Here is a 12,335-nt window from a genome sequence, read left to right on the forward strand (position 1 = left end):
GGCGGCTCGGCTCCGCAGACCTCGACGGTGCCAGCGCACCGGCGGGTCGCCGGCGCGCGTGAGCCGTTCACGTGCCGTACGGAGCAGTCCGGCTCGCAGCCAGAGGCTGCTCACGGTTGCGGGTCAGCGCCGGATTTGCACCGGCTTCCCCCCGTACGGGTGTAGTGACGACGGCGCCACTCTACCGGCCCGTAAACAAACACCTGAGGGGAGGCTGCGCGCGGGGGACGGGTTCCCCGCCATGGGGATCTCGGGGAACCCGGGCCGACTGATCGGTTCGGGGCGCGCGTCGGACGTGTACGAGCTCGGCGAGGGGTGGGTCCTGCGCCGGGACCGCGAGGAGTACGGCGACGGGGTCGCGGAGGCCGCCCTGCTGGGGCGCCTGCACGCCCTCGGCCACCCCGTGCCCCGGGTGCGCCCCGCCGACTGCACCCGCACCGAGCTGGTGATGGAGCGCCTGCACGGGCCGACGATGCTGGAGGCATTCTGCGCGGGGCGCATCGGTCCGCGGGAGGCCGGCGAGACCCTGGCCCGGCTGCTGCGGCGGCTGCACGCGCTGCCCGGCCGGGTGATCCACCTGGACCTCCACCCGGACAACGTCCTGCTCACCGCCGACGGCCCCCACGACATCGACCGGACCAACGCCGAGGAGGGCGAACCCGCCCTGGACCGGGGCATGTCGGCGCTGATCCTCGCCCAGGTCGCCGTCGTCGACGCACAGCTCTCCGAGCCGGTACGCGCGACACCCGCCGCGCTCCTCGCGGACCCCTCGGACCTCACCGGGCGGGCTCTGGGCGAGGCCCGTCGCCGACGTGCCGCCAACCCCACCATGACGGCGCGGGAGGTCGAAGCGCTGGGCGAGGCCGAGCAGTTGGTGCGCTCCTTCACGGACGGGGAGCGCTGACCGGAGTCGGACAGCGGGCAGCGCGATCGGACTCGGCCCGAAACCGGGAGCGCTGCCCTGAGCCGGGCCGAAACCGGGAGCGCTGCCCTGAGCCGGGCCGCGACCTGGAGCGCTGCCCGGTCTCAACCCGCGACCTGGAGCGCTGCCCGGTCTCACACCGCCACGTACGTCACCGGGTCGCTGCCCGTGACCGCTTCCGCGCGGCCCAGCTTCACCAGTCGGCGCAGGTGGGACTCGGCCTCCGACACCGCGATGTTCCGGGAGCCGTAAGGGATCTGCTCCCAGGGCCGGTTCCACTCCATGCGCTCGGCGAGCCGCCAGGGGGTGAGGGGTTCGGCCAGCAGGGCGAGCAGGCCGGTGAGGCGCTCCTCGTGGTGGTCGAGCAACTCCCGTACGCGCGCGGGCGCGTCGGTGAAGGCGTGCTGGTGCGCCGGGAGCACCTCGGCGGGGGCGAGCCGGCCGACGCGCTCCAGGGAGTCGAGGTAGTCGCCGAGGGGATCGGTGACGGTGGTGTCGTCCGGGTCCTCGTACAGGCCGATGTGGGGTGTGATGCGGGGGAGGAGATGGTCGCCCGAGAACAGGCGGCCGCGGCCCGGGAGTTGGGCGGGATGCTCCTCCTCCAGGTGCAGGCAGACATGGCCCGGGGTGTGGCCCGGGGTCCAGATCGCGCGCAGCCGGCGGCCCGGGAGGCCGAGGAGTTCGCCGGGGACGATCTCGCGGTCCGGCAGGGCGGGGGTCAGGCCGGGCAGGGTGCTGCGGCGGGCGCCGCGCAGGGGTGCCACGTGCTCCTCGGGGGCGCCGGCCGCGGTGAGCTTCGCCGCCATGTACGTGAACCAGCGCTCGGGCTTGGCGGACCGGGTGCGGCGCACGATCGCGGTGTCCGCCGCGTGCATCGCGATCCAGGCGCCGGACGCCTCACGGACCCGCCCGCACAGGCCGTGGTGGTCGGGGTGGTGGTGGGTGACGACCACCCCGTGGACCTCCTCGACCGCCGTCCCGCAGTCCGCCAGCCCCTCGGCGAGGGTGTCCCAGGAGGCGGGGTCGTCCCAGCCGGTGTCGATCAGCACCGGGCCCCGGTCGGTGTCCACCACGTAGACCAGCGTGTGCCCGAGGGGGTTGTCCGGGATCGGGACCCGGACGGACCGTACGCCCCCGCCGTGATCGTGCGTGTTCGTCATCTGCCCTCCGCCTCGCGGCCATTGCTCACTATAACTAGAACTGGTATCAGTTCTGAAGCACCGTCAGAAATCAAGCAGCGCAACGGATCCGACCAAGGAATCCCGCTTCGGCTCCGCAGGAGGCGTCGGCCATGACCGAGCTCGTGGAACACGGACAGCTGTTCATCGGCGGGGAGTTGACCGACCCCCTCGGCAAGGACGTCATCGAGGTCATCTCGCCGCACACCGAGGAGGTCTTCGGCCGCGTGCCGCACGCCTCCACCGCCGACGTCGACCGGGCCGTCGCCGCGGCCCGCCGGGCCTTCGACGAGGGGCCCTGGCCGCGAGCGAGCCTCGACGAGCGGATCGAGGTCGTCACCCGCATCAAGGACGCCATCGCGATACGGCACGAGGAGATCGCCCGCCTGATCTCCCGCGAGAACGGCTCCCCGTACTCCTGGAGCGTCCTCGCGCAGGCCCTCGGCGCGATGATGGTCTGGGACTCGGCGATCACCGTCGCCCGGAACTTCCCCTACGAGGAGCACCGCGACGGCGTCCTCGGCCGGATCCTCGTCCGGCGCGAACCCGTCGGGGTCGTCGCGGCCGTCGTGCCGTGGAACGTCCCGCAGTTCGTCGCCGCCGCCAAGCTCGGGCCCGCGCTGCTCACCGGCTGCACGGTCGTGCTCAAGCCGTCCCCCGAGTCGCCGCTGGACGCCTACCTCCTCGGCGAGATCGCCGCCGAGGCCGGGCTGCCCGAGGGCGTGCTGTCGATCCTGCCCGCCGACCGCGAGGTGAGCGAGTACCTCGTCGGGCACCCCGGCGTCGACAAGGTCTCCTTCACCGGCTCGGTCGCCGCCGGCAAGCGGGTCATGGAGGTGGCCGCCCGCAACCTGAGCCGGGTGACGCTGGAACTGGGCGGCAAGTCGGCCGCGGTCGTGCTGCCGGACGCGGACGTGGAGTCGGCGGTGGCCGGGATCGTCCCGGCGGCCTGGATGAACAACGGCCAGGCGTGCGTGGCCCAGACCCGGGTGCTGCTGCCGCGCTCGCGCTACGACGAGTTCGCCGAGGCCCTCGCCGCCGCCGCGAACGCCCTCGTCGTCGGCGACCCGCTGGACCCGGCGACCCAGGTCGGCCCGCTGGTGGCCCGGCGCCAGCAGCAGCGCAACCTCGACTACATCCGCATCGGCCAGGAGGAGGGCGCCAAGATCCTCACCGGCGGCGGACGGCCGCCCGGCCTGGACCGCGGCTGGTACGTCGAGCCGACCCTCTTCGGCGACGTCGACAACTCCATGCGGATCGCCCGGGAGGAGATCTTCGGCCCGGTGATCTGCCTGCTGCCCTACGGCGACGAGGCCGAGGCGGTGCGGATCGCGAACGACTCCGACTACGGGCTCAGCGGCAGCGTCTGGACCGGCGACGTGGAGCGCGGCATCGACGTCGCCCGCCGGGTCCGTACCGGCACCTACTCCGTCAACACCTTCAGCCTCGACATGCTCGGCCCCTTCGGCGGCTACAAGAACTCCGGTCTCGGGCGGGAGTTCGGGCCCGAGGGGTACGGCGAGTACCTCGAGCACAAGATGATCCACCTGCCCGCGGGCTGGGAGGCGTAGCGGATGGGGGACCGCTGGCACGTGGAGGTCGACCGGTCCGTCTGCATCGGCTCGGCCCAGTGCGTCCACCGGGCGCCGGACGGCTTCCGCCTCGACACCGCCCGCCAGTCGCACCCGGCCGAACCCGACCTGGACGCGGGCGAGGGGCTGCTCGCCGCGGCGGAGAACTGCCCGGTGGAGGCCATCGCGATCACTCTGGCGGGGACCGGCGAGCCGGTCTTCCCGCCGGAGGAATGAGCGCCGGGAGAGAAGGATCCGGCACAGGAGGTCCGGCGAAAGAGGTCCGCGGAAATCCGAGGGCTCTTTATCCGGCAAACTGTTCTATTCTGGACGTAGGCCTACGAGGCGAGTGAGGGAGTCCGAACCGGAGTAGCCGACTCGGCGGAAAGCGGTCAGCAGCGCTTACGCCGTTGCCGACGTCGACGGTCCGGGCTGAGAGGCCGGAAGGCGGAGTTGGAGCCCGACGGCGACCCCCAGCACCTGATCCGGGTCATGCCGGCGCAGGGAACCCGTCTCGTAGGTCCTTTTCCGTGCGCGGAGGGTGGGGGATGCGCGGGCCGCCGTCAGATGTGCGGGTCCGTCGGGGCCACTGGTTCCGTCGGGGCCGTCAGGTCGATCAGGCGGCACACCGTCTCGATGTCGATCTTCACCTGGGCGATCGACGCCCGCCCGGACAGCCAGGTGATCAGCGCGGAGTGCCAGGTGTGCTCGATGACCCGGACCGCGGAGAGCTGCTGGGGCGTGGGGTTCGCCTGGCCCATCGCGTCCAGGATGATGACGGTCGTCTGCCGGGACACCTGGTCCACCTCGGGCGAGACGCTGCGGTCGGCGAAGGTCAGCGCGCGGACCATCGCGTCGGCCAGGTGCGGCTCGCGCTGCAGGGCGCGGAAGGCGCGCATCAGCGTCTCCGCCACCCGCTCCGCCGCGGTGTCGCCCGCGGGCGGCTTCTTCCGCAGCGTGCCGTGCATGTGCTCCAGCTGGTCCTGCATGGTCGCGACCAGCAGATGGATCTTGGACGGGAAGTAGCGGTAGAGGGTGCCGAGCGCCACCTGGGAGGACTCCGCGACCTCGCGCATCTGCACCGCGTCGAAGCCGCCCCGGCTGGCCAGCTGCGCGCTCGCGTGCAGGATGCGGCGGCGGCGGGCCTCCTGCCGCTCGGTCAGGGGCGGCGAGGCGGTCCGCGCGATGCTCGCTTCCACGTTGTCCCCCTTTTTCGCCCTGGCTTGCGCAGGCATGGATCCCGTCCGTGGCGGTGGCAGTGACAGTCGGTGAGGGTGTGCGATCAGACAGCATGCCAGGGCCTCGGCCGTGGCGTGAATCACCTGATCCCCCGCTCACAGGGCCGCTACCTGCCGGTAGATTCGGAGCCTGTTTGAACGATCAAGTCTGTAACTTGTTCTAGATTAGCGTCCCGTCGTAATGTCGCGGGACCGTGCAGGGAGAAGGGGGCCCGGAGTGACCGCTGAGGCCAGTCGGACGGGTTCCTCCACGGAGCCCGCCGCGGACGGCGAGCGAGCTCTCGACATCGCGCTTCTCACCTATAAAGGGAACCCGTTCTGCGGCGGTCAGGGCGTCTACGTCCGCCACCTCTCCCGCGAACTGGCGCGGCTCGGCCACCGCGTCGAGGTCATCGGCGCCCAGCCCTACCCCGTGCTCGACGAGGGCGTGCCGCTGACCGAGCTGGCCAGCCTCGACCTCTACCGGCAGCCCGACCCCTTCCGCACCCCGGGCCGCGGCGAGTACCGCGACTGGATCGACGCCCTGGAAGTCGGGACCATGTGGACCGGCGGCTTCCCCGAGCCGCTGACCTTCTCGCTGCGCGCCCGCCGCCATCTGCGCGCCCGCCGCGGCGAGTTCGACGTCGTCCACGACAACCAGACCCTCGGCTACGGCCTGCTGGGCGACGTGGGCGCCCCCCTCGTCACCACGATCCACCACCCCATCACCGTCGACCGGCAGTTGGAGCTGGACGCGGCCGAGGGATGGCAGCGCCGGTACTCCGTGCGCCGCTGGTACGCCTTCACCCGGATGCAGAAGCGCGTCGCGCGCCGGCTGCCGTCCGTCCTCACCGTCTCCGGCACCTCCCGCTCGGAGATCGTCGAGCACCTGGGGGTGCGCGAGGAACGGGTGCACGTCGTCCACATCGGCGCCGACACCGATCTTTTCTCGCCGGATCCGTCCGTCGCGCGCATCCCCGGCCGGATCGTCACCACCTCCAGCGCCGACGTCCCCCTCAAGGGTCTGGTCTTCCTCGTCGAGGCGCTCGCGAAGGTGCGTACCGAGCACCCCGACGCCCACCTCGTCGTGGTGGGCAAGAAGCCCGCCGAGGGCCCGGTCGCGCAGGCGGTCGAGCGGTACGGGCTCGAGGGCTGCGTCGACTTCGTCAAGGGCATCTCCGACGCCGAACTCGTCGACCTGGTCCGCTCGGCCGAGGTCGCCTGCGTGCCCTCGCTCTACGAGGGCTTCTCCCTGCCCGCCGCCGAGGCCATGGCCACCGGCACCCCGCTGGTCGCCACGACCGGCGGCGCGATCCCGGAGGTCGCCGGAGCGGACGGGGAGACCTGTCTGGCGGTGCCGACCGGCGACGCGGGAGCGCTGGCCGCCGCGCTGAGCCGGCTGCTCGGCGACCGGGGACTGCGCGAACGGCTCGGCCGGGCCGGACGCGAACGGGTGCTGGAGCGCTTCACCTGGGCCCGCGCCGCCGAGGGCACGGTCCGCCACTACCGCGAGGCCGTCGCCCGCTCCGCCCGCGGCCCCGTGCCCGCGGCGCCCCTGACCCCGACAAGTGCAACCGGCGTCTACCCCGAAAGCAGGGCCTCGTGCTGACCGTCGACTTCTCCCGGTTCCCGCTCGCCCCGGGCGACCGTGTGCTGGATCTCGGCTGCGGCGCCGGCCGGCACGCCTTCGAGTGCTACCGGCGCGGCGCCCAGGTCGTCGCGCTGGACCAGAACGCCGAGGAGATCCGCGAGGTCGCCAAGTGGTTCGCGGCGATGAAGGAGGCCGGCGAGGCCCCCGAGGGCGCCACCGCCACGGCCATGGAGGGCGACGCGCTCGCGCTGCCCTTCCCCGACGAGTCCTTCGACGTCGTCATCATCTCCGAGGTCATGGAGCACATCCCCGACGACAAGGGCGTCCTGGCGGAGATGGTCCGGGTCCTCCGGCCCGGCGGCCGGATCGCCATCACCGTCCCGCGCTACGGCCCCGAGAAGGTCTGCTGGACGCTCTCCGACGCCTACCACGAGGTCGAGGGCGGCCACATCCGCATCTACAAGGCGGACGAACTGCTCGGGAAGATCCGCGAGGCGGGCCTGCGGCCCTACGGCACCCACCACGCGCACGCGCTGCACTCGCCGTACTGGTGGCTGAAGTGCGCGTTCGGCGTCGACAACGACAAGGCGCTGCCGGTGCGGGCGTACCACAAGCTGCTGGTCTGGGACATCATGAAGAAGCCGCTGGCCACCCGGGTCGCCGAGCAGGCGCTCAACCCGCTGATCGGCAAGAGCTTCGTCGCCTACGCGACCAAGCCCCACCTGCCGCGGCTGTCCGAGTCCGCCGCGACCTCCGAGGCGGCCGCCAAGTGACCACTCCCCGGACAGAACACCTGGTCCTGCCCGGGGTCCTGACCGCCGGGCAGGCCGCCGCGACCGTCGCCGGAATCCTCGCCGTGCAGCGGGAGGACGGCGCCATCCCGTGGTTCCGGGGACACCACCTCGACCCCTGGGACCACGTCGAGGCGGCCATGGGCCTGGACGCGGCCGGCGAACACGACGCCGCCGAGCGGGCCTACGACTGGCTCGCCCGACACCAGAACACCGACGGCTCCTGGTACGCGGCCTACGCCGACGGCGCCCACGACGACGTCACCGACCGCGGCCGGGAGACGAACTTCGTCGCCTACATCGCGGTGGGGGTGTGGCACCACTACCTCTCCACCGGCGACGACACGTTCCTGGACCGGATGTGGCCCACCGTCTACGCGGCGACCGAGTTCGTGCTGCGCCTCCAGCAGCCCGGCGGCCAGATCGGCTGGCGGCGCGACGACGACGGCACCCCGACCGCGGACGCCCTGCTGACCGGGTCCTCCTCGGTCCACCACGCCCTGCGGTGCGCGCTCGCCATCGCCGAACAGCGCGAAGAGGCCCAGCCGGACTGGGAGTTGGCCGCGGGGGCGCTGCGGCACGCGATCCGGCGCCACCCGGAGCGGTTCCTGGACAAGGACCGCTACTCCATGGACTGGTACTACCCGGTGCTGGGCGGCGCGCTGACCGGCACGGAGGCGAAGGCCCGCATCGAGGAGTCCTGGGACCGGTTCGTCGTCCCCGGACTCGGGGTGCGGTGCGTCGTCCCCAACCCGTGGGTCACCGGCGGCGAATCGGCCGAACTCGCCCTGGCCCTGTGGGCGATGGGCGAGTCCGACCGGGCGCTGGAGATCCTCCAGTCCATCCAGCATCTGCGCGACGACGACAGTGGCCTGTACTGGACGGGCTACGTCTTCGACGACGACGCGATCTGGCCGCTGGAGCTGACGACCTGGACGGCGGGGTCCCTGCTGCTCGCGGTCGCCGCCCTGGGCGGCCACGAGGCGACCTGCCGGGTGTTCGGCGGGGAGCAGCTGCCGAGGGGACTGGACCCCGACTGCTGCGTCTGAACTCAGTGGCGGTGGACCCGGTTGGCGATGGCGTGGCCGACGAACAGGTACACCACCGCCGCCAAGCCGTATCCGGCGACGACCCGCGCCCACGCCTCGTCGAACGTGAACAGGTCGTAGGACCAGCCCGCGAGCCAGTGGGCGACGTCGTGGACGAACTGCACGAAGTCGTTGCCGCGGTTGGCGTCGAGCAGGTACATCAGAATCCACAGGCCGAGTATGAAGGCCATGACGTCGGCGACGACCGCGATGATCCGGCCTGCCGAGGTACCGTTGCGATATCGAGAGGACATGACGGTCGGGTTGCCGGTCGTGGCCGAATGAAACGCGTCACGCGTTGAGTTCGGCCAGCACCCGCAGGGTCTCGCGGTCCGGGGCCAGCGCCAGCAGGTCCGTCACCGGGCCCTCGCGCCACGCCTGGAGCCGCTCGGCGATCCGCTCGCGCGGGCCGACCAGCGAGATCTCGTCGGCGAAGGCGTCGGGGACGGCGAGCACCGCCTCCTGCCGGCGCCCTTCGAGGAACAGCCGCTGAATCCGGCGGGCCTGCTCCTCGTAGCCCATGCGGGCCATGAGGTCGGCGTGGAAGTTGCGGGCCGCGTGGCCCATGCCGCCGATGTAGAAGCCGAGCATCGTCTTCACCGGCAACAGCCCCTCGGCCACGTCCTCGCAGACCTGTACCCGGGCCATCGGCGCCACCAGGAAGCCCTCCGGGAGGGTGCCGGGCAGGGCGTAGGCGTCGGGGCGGGTGGGCGACCAGTACAGGGGGAGCCAGCCGTCCGCGATACGGAGGGTCTGGGCGACGTTCCTCGGGCCCTCCGCGCCGAGCAGCACGGGCAGTTCGGGGCGGAGCGGGTGGGTGATGGGCCTGAGCGGCTTGCCGAGCCCGGTGGCGCCCTCGCCGCGGTAGGGCAGGGGGTGGAAGCGGCCGTCCACCTCCACCGGGCCCTGGCGCCGCAGCACTTGCCGTACGACGTCCACGTACTCCCGGGTCGCGGTCAGCGGCGAGGCCGGGAACGGGCGGCCGTACCAGCCCTCCACCACCTGCGGGCCGGACAGGCCGAGGCCGAGCATGACGCGCCCGCCGGAGAGGTGGTCCAGGGTGAGGGCGTGCATCGCGGTCGCGGTCGGTGAGCGGGCCGCCATCTGGGCAACGGCCGTACCCAGCTTGATCCTTGAGGTCTGCGCGGCGATCCAGGTCAGCGGGGTGAAGGCGTCCGAGCCCCAGCTCTCCGCCGTCCACACCGAGTCGTAGCCCAGCCGTTCCGCCTCCCGGGCCAGCGGAACGTGGTCCGGGGAGGGGCCGCGACCCCAGTAGCCGAGCGCGAGACCGAGCCGCATGCCTGCCTCCTGACGGTACGTCAGCCAAGGGAGGCGACTGTACGACAGCGGCCCCTCACCGGGAAGGGTGAGGGGCCGCCGTCGTGCTACGGCTGGTGCGACTCAGCCGCGCTGGATGCCGCTGGTGTCCTGGAGGACACCACGACGGCCGTCCTGCGTCTGCGCGATCAGGTTCTGGCCGCGCTGCTCCACGGCCAGGTACCAGGTGCCGGGCGCCAGTTCGGCGATCGGCGACGGGGAACCGTCCTCCGCGAACAGCGGGCGCGGCACCGGCACCGCGAACCAGAACGGGGAGAAGTCACCGGCCGGGGCCGGCGGCTGCGGCTGGCCCGGCTGCCCGCCGAACGGAGGCTGACCGCCCTGCGGCTGACCGCCGAACGGCTGCCCCGGCTGCGGCTGCGGAGCGCCCGGGTACCCGTAACCACCCTGCGGCTGACCGCCGTACGGCTGCGGCGCGGCCGGGCCGGGGGCGGGCAGGAGGGGAGCCTTGAGGGCGGGCAGGAGCGGGCCGGCGATGGCGCCGCCCGCGAGGAGCAGGGCCGCGATGAAACCGAGGATGAGCGCGCCACCGGCGGAGACACCCTCGGGAACGTCGACGAGGGTCCAGAACAGCACCCAGGTCGCGAAGACGGTGAACGCCGTGCCGACCGTGCCCAGGTCGAGGCCGGCGACCTTGCGCGGGGCCGGCAGCAGGCGGTTGACGACGATCAGCGCGGCACCGATCACTCCGCCCAGGTAGACGCCCATGCCGGTGTACAGGTTTTCCCACGCGCTCGGGATGTCGCCGCCGAAGCCGTCGACGGAGTACATGTCGAGGAAAGACGCAATGAAGAGCAACACCGCTGCTCCGATCACCACGCCGTCGCCTCGAGTGAGGGAGCGGATATTCACTTCAGGTCCTTCGTAGGTCGTCTCGTCATCGGTAGAGGCGTCGCTCTCACCCTGTCGCCGTCTGGCCCCGGTGTGAAGCGCGGGGGTGGCCCCTCATCGTAGGAATGACCTTATCCTCCATACGATCAGGCTGTCCGCCCCGATCAGCGCGCTGATCGTTACCCGCGCAGGAAACTCACGATTCCCTCAGAGATCCCTTGCGCCGCCTTCTGCCGCCACGCACCGCTGGTCAGCTGTGCCGCGTCCTTGCTATCGCGCATGTTGCCGCACTCGATGAACACCTTGGGAACCGTTGACAGATTGAGACCGCCGAGGTCCTTACGCGTGACGAGACCGGTGCCGTCGCCCACGTAGTTGGAGGGCGCGCTGCCGGTGACCTTGACGAAGTTGCCCGCGATGCGCTCGCCGAGCTCCTTCGAGGGCGCCACGATCGGACGGGTGTCCGCGGAGCCGGAGTTCACCGCGCCGGGCAGGATGACGTGGAAGCCGCGGTTGCCGGTGCCGGAGCCGTCGGCGTGCACGGAGACGACCGCGTCGGCCTTCGCCTCGTTGCCGATCCGGGCCCGCTCGTCGATGCAGGGCCCGTAGGGACGGTCGCCGTCCTGGGTCAGCTTCACCGTCGCGCCCTGCTTCTCCAGCAGCGTGCGCATCCGGTGGGCGACGTCGAGGGTGAACTCGGCCTCCGCGTAACCGGCGTTGGTGGTGGTGCCGGTGGTGTCGCACTCCTTGAGGCCGGTGCCGATGTCGACCTTGCGGTTGATCTCGGCGGTGTGCTCGAAGTTGGCGGGGTTGTGGCCCGGGTCGATGACGACGACCTTGCCCTTGAGCGGCCCGGAGACGGCGGACGCGGAAGGTGTGCCGCCGGTGGGGCCGGGGCTCGGCTTCTCGTCGTCGCCGGACGAGGGCGACGCGTCGGCGGAGGGCGCCGTCGCCGAGGGGGATCCCACGGCCGCGCGGTCCGAGCTGCCCGAGCCGTCCGTGGTGCCGAGTGCCTCGTACACCACCCAGCCGAGCAGCGCCCCGGGCACGAGCGCGGCGAGGGCCACGGTCAGGGGGCGGCGCCGGGGGCGGCGGGGCGGATCGAATTCAGGGCCTGCGTACGACACGTCAGCGACTCTAACCGCGCCCTCAGATCCCCGCCCCCGTTCGCCGCAGCACGCGCAGCGAGCCGGTCGCGGAGACCTCGGTGAACGCGCCGGAGGCGAGGGCCCGGAGGTAGACGCGGTACGGGGCCTGGCCGGTGAACTCGTCCACCGGGTCGGGGAACACGTCGTGGATCACCAGCAGTCCGCCTTCGGCCACATGGGGCGCCCAGCCCTCGTAGTCGGCGCCGGCGTGCTCGTCGGTGTGCCCGCCGTCGACGAAGACCAGGCCCAGCGGGCCCGCCCAGACCCGGGCCACCTGCGGGGAGCGGCCCACCAGCGCCACCACATGCTCCTCAAGGCCCGCCCGGTGCAGGGTGCGGCGGAAGGTGGGCAGCGTGTCCATCAGACCGATCTCGGGGTCGACCGTCTCCGGGTCGTGGTACTCCCAGCCGGGCTGCTGCTCCTCGCTGCCGCGGTGGTGGTCGACGGTGAGCGCGGTCACACCGGCGGCGCGGGCCGCGTCGGCGAGCAGGATCGTCGAGCGCCCGCAGTACGTGCCGACTTCCAGCAGGGGCAGGCCGAGCCGTCCGGCGTCCACGGCCGCCGCGTACAGGGCCAGGCCCTCGTCCGCGGGCATGAACCCCTTCGCCGCCTCGAACGCGGCCAGGATCTCGGGCTGGGGAGCCGGGGCCATGGGGGCGC

The 12,335-nt window shown here is 72.3% G+C and carries 13 protein-coding genes and 1 riboswitch; of the genes, 6 read left to right on the forward strand and 7 right to left on the reverse strand.

Translation table 11 applies throughout. The features are described 5' to 3' along the window. Window positions 1–23 precede the first annotated feature (23 nt). Window positions 24–204: riboswitch (cobalamin riboswitch) on the reverse strand. 37 nt (window positions 205–241) lie between these two features. Then, the gene (locus ABT296_RS23160) at window positions 242–904 is read left to right on the forward strand and encodes a phosphotransferase (protein WP_351930281.1); all 663 of its coding nucleotides are present in this window, start codon (window positions 242–244) and stop codon (window positions 902–904) included. A 152-nt stretch (window positions 905–1,056) separates the two neighbouring features. Here ABT296_RS23160 and ABT296_RS23165 read toward each other — a convergent pair whose 3' ends face one another. Then, a complete protein-coding gene (locus ABT296_RS23165; protein WP_351930283.1) occupies window positions 1,057–2,082 on the reverse strand; it encodes a Strvi_7410 family MBL fold metallo-hydrolase in 1,026 nt (341 codons plus the stop codon). 131 nt (window positions 2,083–2,213) lie between these two features. Between ABT296_RS23165 and ABT296_RS23170 the strand changes: the two genes are divergently transcribed. Then, window positions 2,214–3,671 (forward strand): aldehyde dehydrogenase, encoded by a 1,458-nt coding sequence (locus tag ABT296_RS23170; protein WP_351930285.1) that lies wholly within the window; start codon window positions 2,214–2,216, stop codon window positions 3,669–3,671. 3 nt (window positions 3,672–3,674) lie between these two features. Next, window positions 3,675–3,908: a ferredoxin gene (locus ABT296_RS23175; protein ID WP_351930287.1), complete on the forward strand. Its 234-nt coding sequence runs from the start codon at window positions 3,675–3,677 to the stop codon at window positions 3,906–3,908. A gap of 326 nt (window positions 3,909–4,234) precedes the next feature. On the opposite strand, the gene ABT296_RS23180 is transcribed toward ABT296_RS23175, so the two are convergent. Next, complete coding sequence (locus ABT296_RS23180) at window positions 4,235–4,906, reverse strand: TetR family transcriptional regulator (RefSeq protein WP_351930289.1); 672 nt, start codon at window positions 4,904–4,906, stop codon at window positions 4,235–4,237. 220 nt (window positions 4,907–5,126) lie between these two features. Between ABT296_RS23180 and ABT296_RS23185 the strand changes: the two genes are divergently transcribed. Genes ABT296_RS23185 through ABT296_RS23195 form a run of 3 tightly spaced genes read left to right on the forward strand, consistent with a single transcriptional unit; the run spans window position 5,127 to window position 8,319 of the window. Further along, the gene (locus tag ABT296_RS23185) at window positions 5,127–6,497 is read left to right on the forward strand and encodes a glycosyltransferase family 4 protein (RefSeq protein WP_351930291.1); all 1,371 of its coding nucleotides are present in this window, start codon (window positions 5,127–5,129) and stop codon (window positions 6,495–6,497) included. Then, window positions 6,491–7,252 carry a class I SAM-dependent methyltransferase gene (locus ABT296_RS23190; RefSeq protein ID WP_351930293.1) on the forward strand — a complete coding sequence of 254 codons (762 nt, stop codon included), beginning with the start codon at window positions 6,491–6,493 and terminating at the stop codon, window positions 7,250–7,252. Before ABT296_RS23185 ends, ABT296_RS23190 begins: the two co-directional genes overlap by 7 nt. Then, window positions 7,249–8,319: a prenyltransferase/squalene oxidase repeat-containing protein gene (locus ABT296_RS23195; RefSeq protein ID WP_351930295.1), complete on the forward strand. Its 1,071-nt coding sequence runs from the start codon at window positions 7,249–7,251 to the stop codon at window positions 8,317–8,319. The genes ABT296_RS23190 and ABT296_RS23195 overlap by 4 nt, the downstream gene beginning before the upstream one ends. Window positions 8,320–8,321: 2 nt before the next feature. On the opposite strand, the gene ABT296_RS23200 is transcribed toward ABT296_RS23195, so the two are convergent. The 5 genes from ABT296_RS23200 to ABT296_RS23220 form a co-directional block, all read right to left on the reverse strand. Then, window positions 8,322–8,612 carry a hypothetical protein gene (locus ABT296_RS23200; protein ID WP_351930297.1) on the reverse strand — a complete coding sequence of 97 codons (291 nt, stop codon included), beginning with the start codon at window positions 8,610–8,612 and terminating at the stop codon, window positions 8,322–8,324. A 37-nt stretch (window positions 8,613–8,649) separates the two neighbouring features. After that, window positions 8,650–9,657, reverse strand: coding sequence for an LLM class F420-dependent oxidoreductase (locus ABT296_RS23205; RefSeq protein ID WP_351930299.1), 1,008 nt, complete (start codon window positions 9,655–9,657; stop codon window positions 8,650–8,652). A 102-nt stretch (window positions 9,658–9,759) separates the two neighbouring features. Further along, window positions 9,760–10,548 (reverse strand): DUF5336 domain-containing protein, encoded by a 789-nt coding sequence (locus tag ABT296_RS23210; RefSeq protein WP_351930300.1) that lies wholly within the window; start codon window positions 10,546–10,548, stop codon window positions 9,760–9,762. Window positions 10,549–10,706: 158 nt separating this feature from the next. Then, entirely contained in the window at window positions 10,707–11,654 is a 948-nt protein-coding gene (locus ABT296_RS23215; RefSeq protein ID WP_351930302.1) for an N-acetylmuramoyl-L-alanine amidase, read from the reverse strand. A 22-nt stretch (window positions 11,655–11,676) separates the two neighbouring features. After that, entirely contained in the window at window positions 11,677–12,327 is a 651-nt protein-coding gene (locus ABT296_RS23220; RefSeq protein WP_351930304.1) for a class I SAM-dependent methyltransferase, read from the reverse strand. Between the last annotated feature and the right edge of the window lie 8 nt (window positions 12,328–12,335).

It is taken from the genome of Streptomyces sp. NPDC000983 (genome assembly GCF_040299205.1).
In the GTDB taxonomy this organism is placed as follows: Bacteria; Actinomycetota; Actinomycetes; order Streptomycetales; family Streptomycetaceae; genus Streptomyces.

Coding starts and splice junctions, on each gene's coding strand:
- ABT296_RS23175 (WP_351930287.1), top strand. CDS start 3,675: ATGGGGGACCGCTGGCACGTGGAGGTCGACCGGTCCGTCTGCATCGGC.
- ABT296_RS23165 (WP_351930283.1), bottom strand. CDS start 2,082: ATGACGAACACGCACGATCACGGCGGGGGCGTACGGTCCGTCCGGGTC.
- ABT296_RS23160 (WP_351930281.1), top strand. CDS start 242: ATGGGGATCTCGGGGAACCCGGGCCGACTGATCGGTTCGGGGCGCGCG.
- ABT296_RS23170 (WP_351930285.1), top strand. CDS start 2,214: ATGACCGAGCTCGTGGAACACGGACAGCTGTTCATCGGCGGGGAGTTG.
- ABT296_RS23200 (WP_351930297.1), bottom strand. CDS start 8,612: ATGTCCTCTCGATATCGCAACGGTACCTCGGCAGGCCGGATCATCGCG.
- ABT296_RS23180 (WP_351930289.1), bottom strand. CDS start 4,906: ATGCCTGCGCAAGCCAGGGCGAAAAAGGGGGACAACGTGGAAGCGAGC.
- ABT296_RS23220 (WP_351930304.1), bottom strand. CDS start 12,327: ATGGCCCCGGCTCCCCAGCCCGAGATCCTGGCCGCGTTCGAGGCGGCG.
- ABT296_RS23205 (WP_351930299.1), bottom strand. CDS start 9,657: ATGCGGCTCGGTCTCGCGCTCGGCTACTGGGGTCGCGGCCCCTCCCCG.